Annotated in this window: 19 protein-coding genes and 1 pseudogene; 8 read left to right on the top strand and 12 right to left on the bottom strand. The window is 68.6% G+C overall.

Going from position 1 to position 21,283, the window contains the following annotated elements; translation table 11 throughout:
• Positions 1–1,005: 1,005 nt before the first annotated feature.
• Positions 1,006–1,593 carry a hypothetical protein gene (locus ACWDR0_RS15480; RefSeq protein ID WP_456352185.1) on the bottom strand — a complete coding sequence of 196 codons (588 nt, stop codon included), beginning with the start codon at positions 1,591–1,593 and terminating at the stop codon, positions 1,006–1,008.
• The gene (locus ACWDR0_RS15485) at positions 1,590–2,429 is read right to left on the bottom strand and encodes a dihydrolipoamide S-succinyltransferase (RefSeq protein WP_456352186.1); all 840 of its coding nucleotides are present in this window, start codon (positions 2,427–2,429) and stop codon (positions 1,590–1,592) included. The genes ACWDR0_RS15480 and ACWDR0_RS15485 overlap by 4 nt, the downstream gene beginning before the upstream one ends.
• A gap of 1,356 nt (positions 2,430–3,785) precedes the next feature.
• On the opposite strand from ACWDR0_RS15485, the pseudogene ACWDR0_RS15490 reads away from it, so the two are divergent.
• Positions 3,786–4,461, top strand: a pseudogene (locus ACWDR0_RS15490) (transposase); the annotation flags it as partial.
• Here the strand turns inward: ACWDR0_RS15490 and ACWDR0_RS15495 are convergent.
• From ACWDR0_RS15495 to ACWDR0_RS15505, 3 genes are all read right to left on the bottom strand, one after another.
• A complete protein-coding gene (locus ACWDR0_RS15495) occupies positions 4,454–4,939 on the bottom strand; it encodes a hypothetical protein (RefSeq protein WP_456352187.1) in 486 nt (161 codons plus the stop codon). The pseudogene ACWDR0_RS15490 and the gene ACWDR0_RS15495 overlap by 8 nt on opposite strands.
• 941 nt (positions 4,940–5,880) lie before the next feature.
• Complete coding sequence (locus ACWDR0_RS15500; RefSeq protein WP_456352188.1) at positions 5,881–6,090, bottom strand: hypothetical protein; 210 nt, start codon at positions 6,088–6,090, stop codon at positions 5,881–5,883.
• A 444-nt stretch (positions 6,091–6,534) separates the two neighbouring features.
• Positions 6,535–6,708, bottom strand: a complete 174-nt coding sequence (locus ACWDR0_RS15505) for a hypothetical protein (RefSeq protein WP_456352189.1) — start codon at positions 6,706–6,708, stop codon at positions 6,535–6,537.
• Between the two features lie 2,334 nt (positions 6,709–9,042).
• On the opposite strand from ACWDR0_RS15505, the gene ACWDR0_RS15510 reads away from it, so the two are divergent.
• Entirely contained in the window at positions 9,043–9,930 is an 888-nt protein-coding gene (locus ACWDR0_RS15510; protein ID WP_456352190.1) for a response regulator transcription factor, read from the top strand.
• 131 nt (positions 9,931–10,061) lie between these two features.
• Here ACWDR0_RS15510 and ACWDR0_RS15515 read toward each other — a convergent pair whose 3' ends face one another.
• A complete protein-coding gene (locus ACWDR0_RS15515) occupies positions 10,062–11,012 on the bottom strand; it encodes a helix-turn-helix transcriptional regulator (protein WP_456352191.1) in 951 nt (316 codons plus the stop codon).
• Between the two features lie 102 nt (positions 11,013–11,114).
• Here ACWDR0_RS15515 and ACWDR0_RS15520 point away from each other — a divergent pair, with 102 nt between their 5' ends.
• On the top strand, positions 11,115–12,665 hold the full coding sequence (locus tag ACWDR0_RS15520) for an MFS transporter (RefSeq protein ID WP_456352192.1): 1,551 nt from the start codon (positions 11,115–11,117) through the stop codon (positions 12,663–12,665).
• A 192-nt stretch (positions 12,666–12,857) separates the two neighbouring features.
• On the opposite strand, the gene ACWDR0_RS15525 is transcribed toward ACWDR0_RS15520, so the two are convergent.
• The gene (locus ACWDR0_RS15525) at positions 12,858–13,025 is read right to left on the bottom strand and encodes a hypothetical protein (protein ID WP_456352193.1); all 168 of its coding nucleotides are present in this window, start codon (positions 13,023–13,025) and stop codon (positions 12,858–12,860) included.
• A 1,014-nt stretch (positions 13,026–14,039) separates the two neighbouring features.
• Here ACWDR0_RS15525 and ACWDR0_RS15530 point away from each other — a divergent pair.
• A complete protein-coding gene (locus tag ACWDR0_RS15530) occupies positions 14,040–15,452 on the top strand; it encodes an SMI1/KNR4 family protein (RefSeq protein ID WP_456352194.1) in 1,413 nt (470 codons plus the stop codon).
• 388 nt (positions 15,453–15,840) lie between these two features.
• Here ACWDR0_RS15530 and ACWDR0_RS15535 read toward each other — a convergent pair whose 3' ends face one another.
• Positions 15,841–16,179, bottom strand: coding sequence for a hypothetical protein (locus ACWDR0_RS15535; RefSeq protein ID WP_456352195.1), 339 nt, complete (start codon positions 16,177–16,179; stop codon positions 15,841–15,843).
• Between the two features lie 661 nt (positions 16,180–16,840).
• Between ACWDR0_RS15535 and ACWDR0_RS15540 the strand changes: the two genes are divergently transcribed.
• Positions 16,841–17,263, top strand: a complete 423-nt coding sequence (locus ACWDR0_RS15540; protein ID WP_456352196.1) for a hypothetical protein — start codon at positions 16,841–16,843, stop codon at positions 17,261–17,263.
• Between the two features lie 32 nt (positions 17,264–17,295).
• Here the strand turns inward: ACWDR0_RS15540 and ACWDR0_RS15545 are convergent, their stop codons facing one another.
• Both ACWDR0_RS15545 and ACWDR0_RS15550 read right to left on the bottom strand, forming a co-directional pair.
• Positions 17,296–17,460: a hypothetical protein gene (locus tag ACWDR0_RS15545; RefSeq protein ID WP_456352197.1), complete on the bottom strand. Its 165-nt coding sequence runs from the start codon at positions 17,458–17,460 to the stop codon at positions 17,296–17,298.
• Between the two features lie 112 nt (positions 17,461–17,572).
• Entirely contained in the window at positions 17,573–17,863 is a 291-nt protein-coding gene (locus ACWDR0_RS15550) for a hypothetical protein (RefSeq protein WP_456352198.1), read from the bottom strand.
• Positions 17,864–18,294: 431 nt separating this feature from the next.
• On the opposite strand from ACWDR0_RS15550, the gene ACWDR0_RS15555 reads away from it, so the two are divergent.
• The 3 genes from ACWDR0_RS15555 to ACWDR0_RS15565 all read left to right on the top strand — a co-directional run bounded on the left by ACWDR0_RS15555 (position 18,295) and on the right by ACWDR0_RS15565 (position 19,884).
• Positions 18,295–18,891, top strand: coding sequence for an HD domain-containing protein (locus ACWDR0_RS15555; protein ID WP_456352199.1), 597 nt, complete (start codon positions 18,295–18,297; stop codon positions 18,889–18,891).
• 197 nt (positions 18,892–19,088) lie between these two features.
• Positions 19,089–19,586, top strand: a complete 498-nt coding sequence (locus ACWDR0_RS15560; protein ID WP_456352200.1) for a GNAT family N-acetyltransferase — start codon at positions 19,089–19,091, stop codon at positions 19,584–19,586.
• A gap of 127 nt (positions 19,587–19,713) precedes the next feature.
• Positions 19,714–19,884 (top strand): transposase, encoded by a 171-nt coding sequence (locus ACWDR0_RS15565; protein ID WP_456352201.1) that lies wholly within the window; start codon positions 19,714–19,716, stop codon positions 19,882–19,884.
• A gap of 64 nt (positions 19,885–19,948) precedes the next feature.
• Here ACWDR0_RS15565 and ACWDR0_RS15570 read toward each other — a convergent pair whose 3' ends face one another.
• Together ACWDR0_RS15570 and ACWDR0_RS15575 are read right to left on the bottom strand one after the other, a co-directional pair.
• Positions 19,949–20,470 carry a DUF2199 domain-containing protein gene (locus ACWDR0_RS15570; RefSeq protein ID WP_456352202.1) on the bottom strand — a complete coding sequence of 174 codons (522 nt, stop codon included), beginning with the start codon at positions 20,468–20,470 and terminating at the stop codon, positions 19,949–19,951.
• A 212-nt stretch (positions 20,471–20,682) separates the two neighbouring features.
• Positions 20,683–21,186: a hypothetical protein gene (locus ACWDR0_RS15575; RefSeq protein WP_456352203.1), complete on the bottom strand. Its 504-nt coding sequence runs from the start codon at positions 21,184–21,186 to the stop codon at positions 20,683–20,685.
• Positions 21,187–21,283 lie beyond the last annotated feature (97 nt).

Here is a 21,283-nt window from a genome sequence, read left to right on the forward strand (position 1 = left end):
TCCACACCGTCCACTCGCCCTCCGCCTTCGGCCCGTTGGCCCGGCTCCGCCGGGCCTTGGGCGTCACCTTCGGTGACGTTCGGGGCCTTCGGCCCCGTGGCTGCCCTCCGGGCAGCCATAGCTGGCTACGGGGGTGGGTGCCGGCGGGTCGTAAATCGCTGTGTTTTTGGGGTTGCTGGGTGGGGGCTGGCTGTTGTTCGGTTGTTTGTTCGGGTTTTCTGTGTTGGTGCCTGGTGGGGTAGGTGGCTACTTTGTGTGTTTGTGCTGGGGTCTCTCAGTGCCGCCTCGGACGAGGGCTGATGGTTCGTCATGTGAAAACATGCCCGCTCGAATGGTCTACACCAGTTGGACTGGTGTAAAACAGGGGAACCTGACGGCTGGTCAGTACAGGCCGTGAGGAGTGGTCACGCAGGTTCTGGTGGTGCCCGAGAATGGGGCTGCCCCTTTGTTGTTGCATGTTCTTTCGTGGGGCAGCGGTATCTCTGTTCGTGGGTGGGATGCCGCGGTCGCGTGGCGACAGATAATCCGTATTCGATATCCGCATACGGATTCATTGCCTCTTGGTGAAGAGGTGGCTTGCTTGCCCTTCTGTCTTCTGCAGCCGGTACCGTCTGGCGGGTTCCCGGGGCACCCGGTGCCTGGTTTCTCCCCGGAGAGCTGCTGACGGCCCGGGAGTCGGCAGGCTTCCGCCCTGCCAGGGGCCGGCACAGCGGTCCCGCTGTGCTGCGGATGCCGGCTTCGGAGCGCGGGAAGAAGTTCTGTCTGAGGTCTTCGCCGGACGGTGAAGGCTATGCACTTCTGGACTATGTGCCCGGTCTCCTGATGGGCGCAGCCGGGTCGGGGGTGCTTCGGCAGGGGCGGCGGGGGTGGGCCGTTGGTTCGTCGGGGTGCCGATGGGTGATGTTCTTTGCCGGCGCTGCGGGCCGGGGGCCGGGTGGCCTTGTTTGTGTGCGCCGGGGTGACGGTATTTCATGTTGTGTTGCGGGGTGTTGTGGTGCTGTTTTGTCAGGCGCCGATTCCGATGGCGCTGACGTAGGCGTAGGCGGCGAAGTCGGAGTCGAGTTCGGAGATGATGTCGTCCCAGATGTCGTCGAGGGTGTCGAGGTCGTTGGCGGCCCATGCTCTGACGGCGTCGTCCCAGATGTAGCGGGCTTGGATGGAGCGGTCGGACAGAAGGCGGCGGTATTGTTCCGGGACGTTGGTCTGGTCGACGGGGAAGATTTCCATTCGGCGGCCGTGCCCGTTGTTGTCGAGGATGCGTTTCAGTGCGCCGGAGCGGACGATGTTCTGGCGGCGTCTGTTCCAGTAGGCGGTGTCGACTGCTCTGAGCTTCGCGGGGGAAGGGGTGGTACCGCGTTCCCAGGAGCGCAGCAGGCGGCGGCTGATGCCTTGGGTGGCGAGTTCGGTGCGGCCGGTGGGGCTGTCGAGGTAGCGGAGGCGGGCTTTGAGGCCGCGGGTGGTGGTGACGGGTGAGGTGATGCCGCCGGCGCGGGCGATGCGGTCGATTTCGGCGTGGAGGGCCTGGGCTCCGCGTACTCCTTGGGCGTGGTGTTTTTGCCATTCTCCCCAGAGGTCGGATGCGCCGCCGCTCACGTTTCATCCTTTCCGAGGATGTAGGTGTACTTGGGTTTGACCTGTGAAAGGTCGCGTCCTTGTGCAAAAACTGACTGCCATTCACCGGCGATGTGGAGTTCGTCAGTTCCGGACATTTCTACGACGGTGAGTCCGGCGGTGTGTGCCTTGTGTGCCTTCATCCATAGATTAGCAAATGCCTGGGAGCGGATGATGTGCATCCAGTCAGGTCGGCGGATTTCCCGGTTCGCGGTGGACTCGCCGATCGTGGAGACGAACTTGGAATACATGGCCTTGATGTAATCGAGTGTCAGGTCGTCACCGGTCTCGATGGCGGTTTTCCGGACGTCCGTCAGGGCGCGGCGCAGTTTCTCCAGTAGTCCCTCGCTTGCTCCGGAGGTCCAGGATTCGTGGATGACCGGCATTTCGCAGAGGGACTGGCGGGCGCAGCGCAGGAGGAGTCGGAGGGTGGGTTCGGTGATCCAGAGGGGGCCGGGTTCTTGGCGGGCGCCGAGGGGTGAGGGGAGGTCGGTGTGGGTCCAGGTGGGTGGGGTGATGTGGTGGAGTCCGGCGCGTTTGGGGTCGTGGGTGGTGGTGTGGGTGTGGGTGAGGCGGCCAATGGGGAGCCAGGTTTTGAGGGCGGCGAGGTAGGCGCCGTTGATGTCGAGGGTGGTGACGTCGAGGTGGATGTGTCCGGCGTGGGCGGCGTGGTGGAGTTCGGTGTGGCGCCATTTGGGGCGGCCTTCCCAGATTTGGTCGGCGCCTTTTTGTGAGCGTTTTTGGAGGATTTCCTGGGTTGGGGGGAACTCGGTGTGTTCGTAGCGGCCGCCGACGCGGGAAGCGGCGAACAGGGCCATGACGTCGGGGATGGCGCGTTTGACGAGTGTGGTGCGGGCGGCGTCGATGTCTCCGTTCGTGTTCTGGAGGTGTTGGGCGACGGTGGTATGGATCCGGTCGGTCAGCGGCCCGGGCCCGGCAGGGGCGGGGCGGTGCGGAACACGCGGGCCCGGGGCCGGGGCTGTTCGGGCAGGCATGGCGGGGCGGCGCGGTTCTGGGCCCTGGGCGGTTGGGGCGGGCTCTGGGTGCTGGGTGTGCTCCGTGGCGGCGGCATGGGGTGCCGGTGTCGTGTCGCCGGGGTCCTCGAGATCGGCGGTCGCGGTGAAGGCGGGCGTGGGGGTGGTAGCGGCAGTCGGGACGGGGTGGGCGCCGGGTGCGGAGGGCGGGTCGGGGGCTGGCGGGGTCTCGGCCGGAGGAGCGGATTCGGTGGTGTGTTCGTCAGTTGGCCTGTCGGCCGTCGGGTGTGCCGGGCCCGGGGTGGTCGGCAGGCCCGGCGCCGGGGCGGCGGGGCCGGGCGCAGTCGGGCACGGGGGGGCTTGCGAGCCCGGAAGCGGGTCGGCTGGTGCGGGAGTTGCGGCGGTGTGTGTTCCTGCTGGGGTAGGTGCCGGAGTTGTTGTCTCAGCAGGGCTGGGTGCGGTGGGAGGGGCTGGGGTGGGAGCCGGGGTGGTCGTTCCCGTAGGCAGGGGGGGCGGGGCAGTGGGCGGGCCGGTTTCGGCGGAGGACCCGCTGGCGGGTCCAGCCGGGGTGCCGGGGGCGGGCGGGTCGGGAAGAGGGTCTGCTGCCATGGCGGGGCGGGCCGCGGGGGAAGGTCGGCCGGCAGGAGCGGCCGGGCCGGGCGCTCCGGCATCGGGTGCAGCAGGGTCGGTCGGTGCGGGAGCGGCGGCGGGCAGCGGATCCGCGGCGGCAGCGGGGCCTGTCGGGGCGGGGACCGGAGGTGCCCCGGCAGGAGCGGGCACCGTGGGGACCGAAGCCGCAGCGGGACCGGGCGGGTTGGGGGCCGGGGCTGTTCCAGCAGGGGTGGGGGGCAGGGGGATCGTGGTCTGGGTTCCCGTGGCGGCGATTCGGTCGGCGGGAAGGACGGCGGTGGCGTGGGTGGGGCCTGCCAGGAGATCGAGAACGGGAATGTTCCAGTGGGCGGAGAGGGCATCGACGTCCCGCAGGGTCCACGCCGTTCGGCCGCTCTGCTTCCGGCTGATCTGAAGCTGGCTGAGACCGGTCCCGGCACCGACATCGGCCTGGCGCTCCCGGGTCAGCTGCATGACCGCCGCCACCGTCAGCCGGAGGGTGTCCTCCGTACTCATCGTCATACCCCAACCCTACCCATGCGATAGTCCAAAACTGCATACCCCACTCCGGGAATGAAACAACAATCGTTCCAGGTGCAGCACCCGGCTGTCCTCGCCCTGCTGGAACGCTTCGGGTCCCGGCACAGATACGCAAGGACGGCCGACAACGGCTGGTGACGCTGCTGCGGCCGAAGGCGCCCAGGATGGCCGAGCGGCTGGTCGAGGACGTCTTCACAGCCCTGGACGAGCAGACCGTCACCGTTCCCGGGACCGAGGCGGCCGCTCTGATCGTCCCAAGCCTGGCTGGCTCGCTGACGGCCGTGCTTGACCAGCGGAAACTCTTGGCAGGGGGGATCGAGGAACTGCTGGAGGCCTTTCAAAGGTCCTGACGTCGATGCCGGGAGTCGGCGTCAGGACGGGAGCCCGCATCCTGATCGAGGTCGGTGACGGCAGCACCTTCCCGACCTCAGGCCACCTCGCCGCTTACGCCGGACTCGCCCCGGCAACCCGGAGCTCAGGTTCCTCGATCCGCAGCGAACAGCCCTCCAGGAGAGGGAACAAGCAGCTCAAACGGGCCTTCTTCCTCTCCGCGTTCGCCGCCCTGGGCGACCCGGCATCCCGGGCCTACTACGACAAGAAAATCGCCCAGGGCAAGCACCACACCCAAGCCCTGCCCTGCCTCGCCAGGCGCCGGGCCGACGTCCTGTTCGCGATGCTCCGGGACGGGACCTTCTACGAGCCGCAGCCGTCGGCCGCGGTCACCTGACCTGCGGGTCTGCGAGGAGAACAACTCGATCTGCCTCAACAACGAAGCCGAGCACCGGATGGCCATAGTCGCCTTCCGGGTCCATCAGCACAGGCTTGCCCAGCCGCCGTCCGATCTCCCGAAGGAAGCCGCAGAACACATCAAGTCGCTCCTGGCCCTGCAACTCCCGCAGGTCGACGTCAAAGTCGACTTCATCGGCGGCATGGAAGCGGAAGATCGCCAACACGTCGGGAGTCGGCCAGACCCGCAGGTCCGGGCACTCGGCATCCGCAGGGCGGGACAGCACGGCCTCCGCCCGGGGCACCGGAACCACCGCCTCTCCTTCGGAGTACTGGCACCTCCAGCCCTTCTCCGCGACAAGATCAAGGACCGTCTGCCAGTCCTCCACCGAGGCATCCGGGACACGCACGTCCGGCAACGACCCCATCAAGTCCGGGTCGAAGAAGCACTTCACGTCATCCCACAGCAGATCAGCCACCCCGCCATGCTGCCCGGCCCACTGACCCGACGCACCCCCATTTCCCTTGACCAAAGGCATAGGGGCCCCCGCGTCGCCTTCGCCTTCGCCTTCGAACCGAAACCACCACTGCGGAGCCACGTCTTTGAATCCAAGGAAAACCGGAGCCGATACACCAGCATCCACCAACCCGGACACGACAAGAGCCCTACGCTGCGACACGCTGTGCACCGTGCACGCAGGGGTTGCGCACCGCCACCGGGACAGCCGCGCAGGTCGAAGGGGCATCGGCCTGCGGTGGAGGGGCTTTCACCGCAGGAAGCCTCTGTGGGCAACCGGCCCTGCGGGCAGTCCTGCCTGCAGATCACCGCCTGCGCAAAGCATCTCCGGTAGTTCTGGCGGCAAAGGTGCGGGGGCAGGGCCATCCGTACCGCGGCTTTCCGCCGGGCCTGACCCACCAGCACCGCTCCCACCGGGCACAGGGCCGTGGAACAGCGGCCGGCCTGGCTCCCGGGAGCCAGGGGTTTCCCAGGCCGCAGCCGGAGGTCCCCGGGCCGTGGCAGGTCCCTCCCGGGACACGGCGGGAGCCGTCCCGAGCCCGATGATGCCGATCTCTCATGCCGGTGATCCCCGACCTCCCGGAAGACCACCTGAGCGTCTCCTGCCGGGTGTCACCGAAAACCCGGCTCAGCCCCGTCCGTACAGGCACGAACATGACACAGCATGGGGCCGGCCGGGCGGGAACCAGCACCTACACGAACGGCCGGTGCACCCGGGGATCCGTCCCCGGGCCCACCGGCCGTTCCACTGCCTGCGGCGGTCAGCCCTTCACCGTGCCGGGCCGACCGACTCCGGGTCGGTCCGTCCGGGGATCCGTCCCCGGGGCCCACCGGCCGTCGCACACGTCCTGTCACTGTCACCGCGGTTTCGAGCCCGCCGCCCGGCGGCTCATGCCCCGGTATTCAGCCCTCCCCGCCCACCCTGCCCGCGCGCGGGACCTCGGACGGCCCGCCAGCCGGTCCGCCGGTCGGTTCGCCGGTCGGTTCGTCGGCCGGTCCGTCGGCCGGTCCGTCGGGGGACTCCGCGATCCACTCGCCGAGCTGTTCGAGCGTGGTCGACGGGTCCGCGACCAGCGTGTTGAGGGCATCCTCCTGGAGGACCGCCGTAGCCACGGCCGGACAGCGGTAACAGGCGGACACCCCGCTCTGCTGCCACCACTGACACCGCCCGCGCAGATGACACCGTGGGACCGACCGGCCCTCGCCCGCCGCCGGAAGCACACCCACCCGCTCCACCAGCGTGCAGTCACTGCCCCGCCGGTGAACACACGCGGACACGCAGTGCGTGGCAAACCTCAGCACCCGAGTCGGTGCAATGCCCTCCGGCACCGCCCCGAGCACCTCGCCAGCCGGCACCGGCCGCTCCAGATAGACGACCCTGCCGTCCTCACCGGAGCGCACGCCCAGCACCTGCGACTCGGGCCGGTCCGCGGGCCCGCTCGGACACCAGGTCACCGGCGGCTGCCCGACCGCCCCCACCGCGCCGGACCCCGCCGGACCGGACTCCTCAGCCGCGGTACGCTCGGCGGTCCGCGCCGCTCCCACGGTGTCCACGGATCAGGCCCCGGCCGCTTCAGGCGCCCGCTGGCCCGCCAGGCAGCAGCCGATCTGGCCGGCCTGAGCACTCTCCAGCTCCACCGCCTTCGCCAGATGAACATGAAGCTGCTCGACGGAGCCGATCCGCTCAGCCGCGGGAACGGCGCCCGCCGGGGCGGCAGCTCCGACAGCCATCCCCGCAGCAAGCACCACCGCAGCCCCGCCTGCCGCCAACCGGTTCTTCTTCATAGACACTCCCGGTACACGAGACGCAGCCACGGCCTCTCCGGAGCTGTCGCCCGGCACGAACGTAAAGCCGCGGAACAGGTACCAGCGGCAGTCCCGGCGGCAGTTGACGGAATCCAGCCCACCCATGGCCAGTCCACACCCCCCTCCCCCGAACAACCCCCAAAACCCCACCACCACATCACCACAAAAACCAATACCCGGCACAGACACCCGCCAGATAGCAACCCACATGGCAACCCACACCCCTGACCGGCCCTGCTCACCCGCCTCGACAACAGTCGATCACCATCCCGGGAGACAAGCGGATCCCGCCCGAAGCCATGTTCACGAGAACGGAAGGCACCGTGCCGCCCTGCCCCTCCCGGGGCGCAGCGCTCCAGTCATGCCTCACGTCACGGCCCTTCCACCGGGCCGTTGGGGCGCCCTCCAGCACGGAACGCCGTCATCCAGGACGTCCGGGGACACGAAGCGGCGTGGCGCCCGTCGTCATCGGCCTCGCGGCCGGGCTGATCGGCCGTACCTGACGGCGGACCGCCCCCGCACCAGAAGGTCGGCTGCCGGCGCCCGGCCGGCTTCAGTGGCGGCAGCACCCGGACAAGGGCCACCGGACCGGTGGCCGACGGCAGCCAGGCGGCTCTCTCCTTCCGAAGCGTCCAACACCGCGACCAGGCCCACGAACCAGTCATGCACGGTGTCACCGCCCCAGACCGCCTCCACCACTGCCACACGGCCGGGAAAAGCAGCAGCCCGGGCTGCAAGCGAGGCAAGATCCAACAGATCGGGCAGCGTGTGCTGTACACGGTCACACAGAGCCAAGCATCCCGTGTGAGCCACCCACTCGGCCTCGCACAAACCCACCCCCAAAGAACACAGCACCTCCCAAACGGACCTGACCACCGACACCCGACGACCACACAACACACCGACACCCACCCCCCGACAAACCCGTCCCCCCAAACAAACCCACCACACCACCCACCCATTCACCACACCACCACCCAGCCGACCAGCCAACAGGCCAACACCCACAACCACAGAACACACACACCACAGACACAAACCCACGCCACAACCCAAAACCCACCCCAACCACCCACCACCCAACCGACAGGCCAGCAGGTCAGCAGGTCAGCAGGTCAGCAGGTCAGCAACACCAAAGGACCAGAAGACCACAGCCACGACGGCCCACCGCCCACGGGCAACAAGCCCGGCCCTTCACCGTCAGGCCCCCAACAACCCGGCAGCGCCGGCCAGCAGTCCCCCAGCACAGCCGCCTACCGAACTAAGCCCGAGACGACCCGGCCGGCACAGACACCACCCGCCGGGAGTTCCCGCCCACAGCACTCCACACAAAAACGGGCGTCTCATTTCCCTTGGTTACTACCTTGATTGCGTGTGCTTGCCGTCCCGTCGTCCGTCGCGAGACCGTGAGCGGGCACCACCCCGTTGCACCGATCATGATGCACCGGGTTCCGCCTTGGGCGGCCCGGCTCTCCGCGTGCGTGTCGCGACGGCCCGCGAAGGTCGCGAGCACCGTCGTAAGGAGGACCTCGATGCGTGACGGTCGGTGTGGGGGCAGCGGGGAGGACGCTGAGCCGGAACCCGGTTCCGGGTCGGACGAGCCTTCGCTGCCGCGGAGGTGGTGGCCGTTAGCGGGCGCTTCACAGCGTGGGTGGTGGGAAGGGGTGCGTACTGTGCTGTGTGTCATCGAGGCGGTTGCTTTCCTGACCGACACGCAGGCCCTCGCCTGTGCGGCGAGGGCCCTCACCGCGGTGGGTGACGTGGTCGTCAACGCCGGCAAGCCTGAGCGACCATGACACCCGGGTCCGGCCGCCGGTGCGGCGGCCGGACCCCTTTCTTCGTTATCGCCCTTCCAGATAACCGTATTCGGCGGCGGGAGCCAAGCAGTATCGGTCCGGGTACCCGGCCAGCAGCACGAAAAGCCTTTCGTGCCGGCAGAGAAGGAGGCGGCCCGTGACCGAGGGCACAGGTTCTTGTGGTGCCTGTGGTCGGGCTCTGCCTCCCGCCCGCAAAGCAGGGCGCCCACGCCGCTACTGCTCAAGTACCTGCCGGTCTGCAGGACGGCGTGCCCGTGCGCGCGAGACCGCTCTTCTCTCCCGGCGGGGTGGGCCCTGCACGGCGGAACTGGCGGGACAGCGATGCCCGAAACCCGCCGCATACACGCTGTTCGTCAGCGGGGCGCCGTTCACGTTCTGCTCCGCCTGCTACACCGTGACGGCCCAGTACCTGCTGGATCAGCGCATACCCGCCTCCGAACTGGTGACAGTCGGGCTTCCGGCCGCAGCTGGTCCCCCTGCTCCGATACCGGGAAGAACGGGCAGAAACGGCGACGAGCCGGGGCAGCCAGCCCGGCTGCTGCTGCTGGTCGAGGACGATGACGCCATCCGGGAGGCCCTGCAGGCCGCCCTTACCCGCCAGGGCTACGAGGTCCTGGCCGAGGGCACAGGGCGTGCCGGGCTGCGCAGCGCCGATCTGCAGCGGCCCGACCTGGTCCTGCTCGATGTCATGCTTCCGGACATCGACGGCATGGAGGTGCTGCGCAGGCTGCGCACAGTCAGTGACGTCCCCGTCATCTACCTCACAGCGCGCAGCGATCCCATCGACGTCATCGTCGGCCTGGAGACCGGTGCGGACGACTACATCGTCAAGCCGTGCCTGCCCAGGGAGATCGACGCCCGTATCAGAAGGGTGCTGTATCGCTACCGGGCAGCGGAGCGCCGGGAGGGCGATGTGTACGACGACGGGCTGCTACGGCTGGACTCTGCACGGCAACAGGCGTGGACCGCGGGAAGCCCGTTGCCGCTGTCCGGAACCGAGTTCCGCGTACTGAGCCGCCTGGCACGCCATGCGGGTGCAGTGCAGCACTTCGGGACACTGCTCGAGGCCGGCTGGGGTGCCATGAACCCGGGTGCACGTGACCGGGTCAAGTTCACCGTCTCCCGCCTGCGCGGCAAGCTCGACGCAACGCCGGTACGCGGCGGGTCCATCGTCTCGGTCCGCGGGATGGGCTACCTCTACCGCTCCCCCACCACACCCGCCCTGCCCCCCTCCCCCAAACCCGTATCCCCATCCACTGGGTACAGCCACACACACGCCCTGCCCAGCACATCACCCCCACCCCCACCGGGCCGGACAGGAAGCACCTGACTCCGGCCCTCCCCCAGGCAAGGGCCAGCCGCGCCGACAGGCACCGGTACACCAGCACCATGTGGCGGCAGCGCCCCCTCCCAGACACCGGCCGAAACCGAGTTCCAGCGGTGCGCGGGGAAGCGCTGGTGTCAGGAGGACCCGGCCGATCCGGCGCACTCCGTGCCGATGCAGGCGTTCCGGGGCCTGCGGGTCACCTGCTGCTTCCGAGCAGGGTCCTGCCGATCGGTGACGTGGCCGGTGACCTGGCCGGACAACAGTCGCAGCGCGTCGGCCGAGGCGCTGTCATTGGGCGTATAGACCTCCAGCCGGTGATCGGGGCTGTCGGGCTGGAGCCACACCTGGTAGTCGACGCCGACCCCGCCTACGGTCGGGTGCTGCAGCCGCATGGTTCCCACGGTGCAGTCCGCGACGTCGCCCTCGGCCCACAGCCCGGCGAATTCACCGCTGTGCATGGCGAGTTCACCGACCAGTTCGGCCAGTCGCGCGTCAGTGGGATACCGTCCCGCGGTGAGCCGCAGATAGGCGACATGGATACGGGCCAGCTCAGCCCAGTTCTCGTGAAGATCACGACAGAGGGGGTCGAGGAAGAACATACGCGGCATGGACGGCCGCCGCGCCGGATCCCGGGGCGCATCGAAGCCGACATGCTCCGCGACGAGGGCGTGCCCGGTGCGATTCCAGGCCAGCACATCACCGCGGCGGCCGAGCAGAACAGCCGGTGTGCTCTCCCCCAGGGAATCCAAGAGGGCCAGCACTCGTGCTTGCGGATACTCCGCCGGCGGGCGGACCAGCCGTGAGGCGACCGGCCTGCGGGCGAGATTGTGGAGGTGGGCCGCCTCGGTCGGATCAAGCCGGAGTACGCGCGCGAGCGAGTCCAGGACCTGTTGGGAGGCAGTAGCGGCCTGGCCTTGCTCCAACCGGATGTAGTAGCCGACACTCACCCCGGCCAGCTGGGCCAGCTCCTCACGGCGCAGCCCCGACACGCGGCGGGCGGAGCCGTAGGCACGCAGTCCGACGTCAGCGGGTGTGACCCGGTCACGACGGATCCTGAGATACGCGCCGAGGCTCTCCGATTCCATGACCCCGAGCCTAGGCAAGGTCGTCCGTCCACGGGTGTCCCTGCCGGGTGTACCCATGACACGGGTCTGGCCGGGAAGTGCCCGGACCCGCACCGTCGGGGCATGAACGAACAGCATGCTTCCCACCCGCCCGGTCTGCGGGCGGACCCTCCCGGCCTGCGGGCGTGGCTCGGTCTGCTGGCCACGCTCGGCCCGGTACTGCTCGTGGCCATGGACGGTTCGGTCCTCTTCCTAGCGATGCCCAGGGTCACCGAGGCATTGTCGCCGTCCGCCGATCAGGCCCTGTGGATCATGGACATCTATGGATTCGCGGTCGGGTCGCTGCTCGTCGCCTTCGGTAACATCGGTGACCGTTACGGTCGGCTGAAGCTGTTGATGATCGGCGTGGCCGGGTTCGGTGCCGCCTCGGCCGGAGCAGCGTTCGCGCCCGGTCCGGAACTGCTGATCGCCTTCCGGGCGCTGATGGGGGTGTCGGGGGCCACGCTGCTGCCGTCGGCCCTCGCCGTGCTCGGTGAGCTGTTCACCGACCCTCTTCGGCGAGCGCGGGCGATCGGTATCTTCGCCGCTACCTTCGCCGCCGGGTTCGCGATCGGCCCGTTCGTCGGCGGACAACTGCTGAGCAGGTTCTGGTGGGGATCCGTCTTCCTGATCAATATCCCCGTTGTCCTGCTGTTCCTGCTGCTGGCTCCGATCCTGCTCCGTGAGGTACGTGCCACCCGGCCCGGGCGCGTCGACACCGTGAGCATCCTGCTGTCCGCCGCGGGCCTTCTGCTGACCATCTACGCGATCAAGCACGCTGCCGCGGAGGGCCCGACGACTACCGCGCTGACCGCCGGGATCGGCGGCGTCGTCGCCCTGGACCGGTTCGTCCGGCGGCAAGGCCGTCTCGAACACCCGCTGATCGATTTCCGCCTGTTCCAGGACCGGGTGTTCGCGATAGCGATCATCACCGGGCTACTGCCGCTGGCCGCCTGGTCGGCCGTCGCCTACCTCGCGAGCAGCTATCTCCAGTCCGTCCTCGCCCTGCCCGTACTGCACACGGCTCTCCTCACGATCCCCGGTGCCGCTGTACTCACCGCCACCTGCGTCTTCGCGCCGGCCCTGGCCGGGCGTACCGGGAAACGCTCAGCACTCCTCATCTGTCACTTCTGCATCGCCGCGGGGCTGCTCCTGCTGCTGCCCGCGGGTGTCTCCGGCGGGACCGGCTGGTACATCGCGTCCACCGTCGTCGCCGGTGTCGGCTACGGCATCTCCTTCAGCATCGTCGCCGACACCGCTATCGCCGCGGTTCCCACGGAACGCGCCGGGTCCGCGGCGGCCCTCGCGGAAACCAGCAACGAGATCGGCAACGCCCTCGGCATCGCGCTCCTGGGCTCGCTCTCAACGCTCCTCTTCCGGTTCCACGGACCGGACCTCGCCGGCACCCTCGACGAGACCCTCCGGATCCCCGGCCTCACCCCTGCGGTGATCGGCGACGCGAAGGCTGCCTTCGTCACCGGTTTGCACGCTGTTACCGTGATCGCCGCCGTCCTGCACGCCTCGCTCGGCTTCCTCACTCTGCGCTGGATCCCGAAGACCCGCCCCGGCACCGGAATTACCGGGAAGGGCCCCCGGGCGGCGGATGCCGACGAGGAACACAGCAGCGTCCGGTGAATCCGGCCACGGGCCGGATTCGGGAATCCACCTGAGTACGGAGAAGACCGGTCACACTCGCAATGACGGAAGTCCCGGCGCGTCACAAAAACGCGGGCGGCTCTCTCCGTGGCCGGCTGTCGCAAAGAGGCACCACAGGACGGTACCGGCACGCGGGCGGCGCGTTGACGTCCTGCCCGCCCGCGGTCTCACCTACTCGGACTCGCCCCCGCCGAAGGGGCCCACGCCCGTACCGCCCCCACTCTCGACCTGCTGGAGGGGGAACTGCGTCTGCTGTCCTTCGAGGAAGATCACTCCGGCGCGGACAGGGGCACACCAGGGCGGAAGCGGCTGGAAGAGGCTCTGCACGGATCCCGGCACGAGGGCACCAGCCCGGCGCCAGCCCCGCCCCACCGAAGGCGCGGGACACGCAGCAAGCACACACCGGGACACATACCAAGCACCGGGGGGCGGTTGGCTCTGCCGGGGCCGGGCACCGGAAACAAGCCCGAGGAGAACGGAACCGCACAACCAAGCCGGAAACCACCAGGCCCAACGCCGAGGCCCGGAGTGGTAGCGCGGGACAACACCCGGGCCAGCCTCCGGGAACCGTCCCTGCCCCGACGGCACACCGCGAAGCAGGAGCCACCGGGAGCGAAAATCAGCACCGGCTCGGTGGGCGAGGCGAGTTGCCGGCCGAAGCCCTCAGCAGTTCCGGCCCATCGCCCTCCACCATCACAGCCCACGGGAGCCCCCTCCCAAACACGACGATGAACAACCGTCAGAAAAGCAGCCAGGCAGTCAGCCGCGTCCCCACCACGGACAAACGACGCACAATCGGCGGGCTCACCCTCAACCCGGGTGGTGACGCTCCAGGGCCACGGAAACCACCCAGAAGGCCCACCGAGTCGCTGCAGCACGAGCACCAGCAGGGACGGGTCAGGTCGGGTCGGGCAACCAATTGCCCAACCGCGGGCACCGAGCACGATAGGCCGGGCGGTCCGGGCGGGACGCTACACACACCGAGGACAAAAGCGCTGGCTACGGGCGTAGCCGGTCGGTCGTGGCCGCGCCGTTGCCGACCACTGCGCCCCGGGCAGAGGTGCCTCCCGAAGCCGTGAACATCGCCTTCTCGCACGACCGTGCGACGCCTGGAGGCATGTCGAAACGACGGCGTGACTCGCGTACAGAGCCATTGCCTCAGTGACGACCGGGGTGGGCATCTCCGGTATGTGCTGCCGGGTCGCGGCAGGGCGCCCGGGTACAGGCGAGAAGCACAGCCATCCGGTCCATCACCGGCGCCGGGCAGCGGGACGGCCTCACTCATGTTGCGCTGTCCGACCGTTGGTCTCTCCCCGCTCGGGCAGTGTCAGTGGGGACACGTACGGTCCGGTCATGACTGACGGAAGATCCTTCCCCTGCCCGGGCGCATCGTTGTTCGATTTCGCGACCTGGGTGCCTGTCCTGCGGCTCCAGCATGCCGACGGTCTGCGCCGCAACGGTGTCCCTCCCACCCGGGTAGCGGGCCGCATCAGTGTGCAGGGCTGGGATCTGGGCGTCGAGCGGCAGGCCTCTCCTGCTGGTGGCTCCGCCCAGATCGAGGGGATGCAGGTCGAGATCGATGCCGTGCGCGTCGTGCTGGACGCTCTGCAGGGGGCGCGGGCCGGCGAGGTGTCGTTCGCCGCCCGGATCGAGCCGGGCGGGCACACCGTGCTCCGTCTGACCGTGTCCAGTCCCGCCGCAAGTACCGGGATCGGCGGGCCGTACACGGAGACTCTGGTTCTGGTCGAGGGGGCGGTGCCCGAGCCGTGGCGCAGGCTGCCCGATCCGTCGCCGTCGGCCGTGCCCGCGCCCACCGCGGATCCGGAGCTGCTGGAGCGCACGTTGCGTGAGCGGATGCCGGGTGCGATCGGGGCGACAGAGGAGGAGATCAAGGCAGCGGAGGAGCGGTTGGGGATTGTGCTGCCCCACGAGCTGAAGGCTGCATTCCGGGTTACCCGCGCGTTGTGGGAGGACTGGGACGGCGATGTCGAGATGTACGACCGTTACTCCGAGATATCTGGTTTCGGGCTTCTCCCGTTGGGCGCCCTGTATCTTGCCGATCCGTCGAGCCGGTACCTGAACTGGGAGTACGGAGCGGGCGAGGTGGTCGTCACGCCTCCTGATGCGGCGGTGCAGGGACTGGTCGGGTCGCCCGGCTGGATCGTGTTCGCCGACAACGGAGGCGATCAGGCAGCGATCGACCTCACCCCTGGCCCGCGCGGACACACCGGGCAGATCATCCTGATCAGCCACGAGGAATCGACCGGGGCCCATCTCGTGGCCGACTCCCTGACCGACCTGGCACTCGGCCGGACCCGCTCGGACCACCGCAACCCATGGCGCAGCAATTCCCCTGCCGTCGCCCGCATCAACGGCCACAAGCCCGGGAACGTCGAGGACACTGCGCACCCGGGCCTGGAGGTCCTGTCCATACACACCGGGCAGGACAGGCCCCACAGCCTCGCGGCCGCCGCAGGCCTGCCCCGCCTGCGCACTCTCAAAGCCGAGCCCGGAACACTCGCCGATCCGCTGGACATCACAGGGCTCACCGCGTTGGAGTACCTGGAACTCGGCACAGCGGACTGGCGAGCCCTTCTGGACTCCGGGGCCGTTCCCGAAGGCTTGCTGGCCGTCACGGTGTCCGGAGACGGCCGCGCCGAATCCCACGACGAGGTCGCAACCGTCGCCAACGAAATCCTCGCCCTGCATGGTCTGCCTCTGATCCCCCAGGCGCTGATCGAAGGCACCTTCAACCCCGCCACGTAGACCGGAACCGGAATCCGGCACAGCCTTCGCCGGCGCGGCCGGTGACGAGGTGCTCGTGCGGCAGATGCCGGCCGAGGAGGAAGACCTCGATGAGCGCGGGTGCCGTCCCGCTCGCCGTGGGCCTTGACAGCGGCCTCCCACCGGGCGTCGCGGACGGAAGTGAAAACGGCCCGCGGAGCGGGCCTGGTCGAGAGCGGTCGCTCCCGGCAGAGCGCCGGGCTTGCGAACGAGAGCTTCCAGGTAGTGGTCCGGTTCGAGGCGCATGCCGCCTTTGGCGATCAGCCGCTCGTGCCGGGCAACCTCCTCTCGGCCGTCATAGACGACCAGCTCGGAGGCGTGCAGCATCGCGCAGATGGGCACCCACCTTCGACGGCCGGGATCATGCTTCCTAGTGGATGTTCCGTCGGTGGGCCTCGCTCCGGATCCATGCCGCCAACCGCTGCGCCCTGAGAGCCCGGTCCCGCTGCTTCTCTGTCAGGTGGCACGGCAGCGGCCTCGGCTCACCATCGAACTCTAGGAACAGATCAGCCTTCGACGTCAGGGGCAACATGTCGGCGCTGACGTAGCAGTCGCTCCAGCTGATGCGATGTCCCGCCGGTGAGCAGCAGATGTCGGCGTGGGCAGCGCTGAAGAGCTGATGGGCCGCCTCACCTCCGAAATCGCTGTCGTGCGGTTCGCCGAGGTAGCGCGAAATGAACTTGGCTGCGTTGACGCGGCCTCTGCTCATGAGTCCTCCCAGACTCACGTGCGGTCGATCCTCGACCGCGAAAGGCCCCGCGCCTGCACCCACGGTAGCCCAAGAAGCGCAATTTTGTCCGAGGCTCCTTCCCTCGACCACCGCGGTGCGACGCCGGCCTATGGGCCGATGTCACCGCGCCTCACGATGTAGTGCCGTTCCACACGACCAGCCGGTCCGACGAGAGTGTCTTCACCGACGAGCTGCAACAGCCCCGCTGGACCACAGGCTTGCCCAGGGTGGCCTGGGCTCGCCGACACCCATTTCGAGCGGTTCTGGCCCCCGAGCGGAAGAACTACGTGGACAACCCCTGATCATTCCCCCGCCGCCGTGAGTCCCCGGACCCGCCGACAGGCCCGGGGTCTCGTACGCCACCGCGCAGCACCACGGCGGTGAGGTGGCGTCAGCGGCGCTGGTCGTCGCTCCAGGCCTCCGCAGTCAGAGTCGCAACGCGCAGTCGTGTTGCGGCGCCGGTGTTGCGCGGCCCGGGTGAGTGCGTTGCGGCGGTGGCGCGATCGTCACCGCTTCGGGTGGCGCGTTCGTCGCGGCCGGGGTGCCTTGCCGGGAAGCACGCACCCCTGTGGCCCGGAGCAGCTATACCGGAGCGGGGCCGACTGCCCTGCCCGCCGTAGGAGAAGGAGCCCACCGCCTCATGACCGACGCCGCGAACACCCCTCCCGCCACCCGAGCCGCCCGCGTGATCACGATCGTCGCCGTCGTCTTCTGCGTCGCCTACATGGGCTTAATGGCCTTCATCTCGGTGCCTGAGCTCACGGACTACATGAGCGGCCGAGACATCGACTTCCCGGTGTTCCCGGCCATCACGGCAGTCGTCGGCCCGGCCCTGTTCTGGGCCTACATCGGCCTCGGCTTCGGGCTGAGCAAGACGGGCTGGGCAGCCGGCTTGGCCCTCACCGGTATCCTCATCGGCCTCACGTACGGGTGGCTCCTCGACTCCTCCAACGGCGATGGCTTCTCCTACTGGCTGTTCCTCACTCTGATCGTCGCCACCAACCTCGGCGCTTTCTGCGTGATCCCGTACGCCCTCGTCCGCGGCACCGTCGGACGCCGCTGACCCGCCGGGCCGGAGCCGCACAGGCCCCGGGCCTACGGCTCCTCAGTGCGCGTACCCCACCGGCCGGCGAAGTCCTCCAGGGCGCGGCGCTGCTGTTCCTCGCGGGCGATCTGGCGCGCGAGGACGTCGCGGTCGATGTACGGGTCGACGGCGGCGAGAACCAGGCGCCGGAGCTCGTCCGGCTCCAGCGCCTCCACTTCCCACTGGACTGGGCGCTCGATGTCGAAGCCGTAGCGGCGGGCGAAGGCCGCGGGTCACCGCGCTCGCCCTCGGTCGCGGGCAGTCCGTACCGCTGGACCTGGTCGTAGGTCAGCAGCACTCGCTCGGTCCTGGTCCAGCAGCCGTACGGGCCACCCAGTCGCGTTCGATGTCCTCGCCGGAACAGTCGAAGTCGCCGACCACGGGTAGAACGCCGGCGCGCGGGTCGGCGGTGACGCGGTCGCGGACGACGTCGGCGTACGACTGAGAGCCGACCAGCACAGGGATCCCGGCCTCGTCGAGCCAGCCGGTCAGCTGCTGCCGCAGGGTGTCCTTCTCCGCAGCGACGTACAGCGCGCGCTCCTGGCCCTCGGTGCGGTCCAGCCGGAACCAGCCGGGCATCTGGGCGACGAACGCGTCCGCACCGTCCCAGGCAGGCGGGGACGTGGACTTCGCGGAAGGTGTCGATCAGGTCCGGGAAGCGGTCCTCCCGCCGCGGCCTTCGCCAGCTGCGCCGAGAGGCGGCGGTACACCAGCGCCATGTGGCGGCAGCGCCCCTTCCGGACACCGGCCGGTACATCACCTCCCACAGCACGACCCCACCACCACAACCCGCCACGATCCCCGCACCCAGACCACCACACCTGTACACGAACCCGAAACGGAAGGACTAACAGCATCGGACAACAGTCAGGGGAGGACCACGGCACTCTGACCGGAACACAGCAAGACACCCGCCTCCTTACGGCCGACCGGGCCGGGAGCGGTGTTCAACACCTGGCGTCCACTCCGTCTGAGAGCTTGTCCTGAACACTCCGGTTAAGGTCAGGTGGATGACCGTGCCCTCTGCTGACCTCCTGTTCCGGGCCCTCCACGTCCAGGGGGAGCCGCCACTGCGGCTGCTGCCGCCGGCAGCGGCCGGAATTCTGTCCTCCCTGGACACCCCGCCGCGTCTGGCGGCGCATCTGCGCGCGGTCCACGATGTCGCGGTGGAACTCACCGGCTGGGTGCGGGAACGGCATCCCGGTCTCGCCTTCGACCACGATGCCGTGCACTTCGGCGCGGCCACACACGATGTGGGGAAGATCCGGCACCCCGGAGAGCTCACCGGCCCGGGCTCGGAACACGAACAGGCCGGCCGCGACCTGCTGTTGGAGTACGGGTTCCCTCCTCAGCTGGCCCGGTTCGCCGCCACTCACGCCGGATGGGATGCTCCGACCGTGACCATCGAGGATCTTCTGGTCGCCGCGGCCGACAAGGTGTGGAAGGACAAGCGCGTCCCCGGCCTGGAAGAGCGGCTCGCCCGGACCCTGGCCGCGGCAGCGGGGCGAGAGCCCTGGGAGGAGTTCCTCGCGCTCGACGACCTCCTCACCCGCATCGGCGCAGACGCCGCCGGCCGTCTGGTTTTCCAGTCGGCTTTTCCCACCTGACCATGACCTCTCCGCACGACCGACCGAACGGGCCGGACTCTGCTGCACGCGGCTCGGGCGACCGGTGGCGGGGGTTCCTCCGGCATGCTCGTCGAGGAGGCCCTCGTTCACACGGCAGGGCGGTGAGGGGCCGTGTACTCGGCCGTGATACTGAAGATGCCGGGGTGTGCCGACGGCCATATGGATAGGCTGATCGGGTGATTACAACTGAACGGCTCTCGCTGCGCCCTCTTCGGGTTGAGGATGCCGACGCGTTTGTTGCGCTCCACGCCGATGAGCGTGTGAACCGGTTCGTCGGCGCCTACTCACACCAGCAGGCCCTGGAACGGCTGGCCTCGGTCGAGCAGCAGTGGGCCGAACGGGGGCACGGGCTGTGTGCCGTCGAGCTGAAGTCCACCGGTGAGTTCATCGGCCGGGTCGGGCTGAACTACTGGGAGAACTTCCACGAGGTCGAACTCGGCTGGACTCTCAAGGCAGGGGCATGGGGCCACGGTTATGCGACCGAAGCCGCCCGCGCGTGCCTGGACTGGGGGTTCGCCACCTTGGACGAGCCCTACTTCATCTCCATGATCCGCCCCGGGAACACCGCCTCCCTCCGCGTCGCGCAACGGCTCGGCTTTACCCCACTGCGCCAGGACCAGCTCTTCGGGAATCCGGTCACGGTGCACTCGGCAAACAAGCCGGCCTCACCTTGAAGCACGGATACCTCCGGCCCTGCCAGGGTCAACACGGCCCCTCCGCCCCACTGGGCCACGTCATCAAATGATCTCGAGTGGCGGATCACGGTGGGGTGATACCTCGTCATGAACCCTCCGACACGTAGTGGGCTTTGGACAGCCGCTGCTTCCCCGGGCGGTCCGGGGCCGCAGACGGCCGGACGACCGCACCGTTGCCAACGAGATCGTGCGGAAGTCCCGGACCGGGGTGACCTCGCGAGAGATGCCGGAACAGAACGGGTCCCGGGCGACGCCGCACGCCCGTTTCCGCAGGTAAGCCCTCAACAGCACCTCCGACCCGATGCCGCAGACCATACAGGCCCGGACAAACGCAGCCGGGGTCAGAGGATGTCGGTGGACGGGTGGAGGACGGCTGCGGCGATTTCGCGGACCCGGTCCAGAGTGATCCCTGTTCGCTGCTCGACCGCGAGGGGATGGTTGGTGGGCTCCAGCTCGATGAGGAAGCTCCGGCCGACGGGGCGGGTGTGGACGTGAGTCTTCAGATTGATCGTGCTCGGGGAATAGGAGAGGAGGTCGGTGCTGAGCCAGCCGAAGTACGGCTCCTCGGCCTCACGGCCGACGGTGTTCCACCTGTCTGCGGCACGGGAGAAGTTCTCGCGGCTCAAAGAGACCCAAACAGCCCAGGAGAACACATCGTCGCTGCCGACGACCGGTATCTCGACGAGCCCTTTGACGAAGTAGTGCTGGGCCTGGACAACGCACTGGTCCGATGAGAGCAGGCAATCCGAACGCTCGGAGAAGCTTTCGTCCCACATGTAGGGGGCGGTGGTCGAGTAGTTCATCGGGAGCTCCGGGTGCTGCCGGCCGCAACAAGAGCAGGTGAAACCGGTGACGTTGATCATGATCGGAAGCCTAAGGGTTGTCCTGTAAATGATCTCCCGTCGCCTCGGGCATGCCCAGTGGTCGTGTGGCCCGCCGACCTCTCCGGCGAAGGTGAGGTTGGGCATTCGAGCGATAACGAACAGTTGGCCACCCTCCCGGACGGGGGCGGAGCCGACGAGCCGAGCCCGGAGGGCCAGGAGCCCTGCGTCCTCGGGTTTGCCAGCGCTGCGTTTCAGTGATCTTGGCCTGCGGTCCGTACGGAGCAGTCGTGTCCGTCGCCGGGCAAGCCCATGACGTTCAGCACGGGGTCCTCGCCCTCGGCGATCTCGAAGGTGAAGCTCGCTCCTGACGCGATCGCCGTAAGGGAGCACTGGTTACCGAAGGTCAGTGCAGCATGCGGCGCCCAGGAACAGTCGGCCCTGTCCAAGGCGGAAACAACGTCCGCATGCTTGAGGCCTGCCGGGAAGGTGCCCGTCCCTCCGGCAACCGACGGAGGGAGTTCGACGACGTCGCGCCAGGTCTGGACACAGATGAGAGAAACCTTGCGGCAGCGGCAGACACTGAGCTCAAGGTCCCCGTAAGCGAAGAGCCGCGGCCATTTTCTGTTCCGGCTCATTGTTCCGATGACCCACGGCTCGCCCAGTGCCGCGATCACATCGTTCCAGTCGGCTCCGCTGTACACCGGGCCCAGTCGGCCTGTCTTCGCCATACGGGTCAGGACATCAAGAACTTCCACGAGGCGGAGCCTGACAGGTGCCCTCACCAGCAGTCCAGCGATTACAGGAGGCCGGCCTCGTTGTGGGTTGTTCACTTCGGGCACGGCTGCCGGGTGC

This window comes from Streptomyces sp. NPDC003691 (assembly GCF_053981115.1).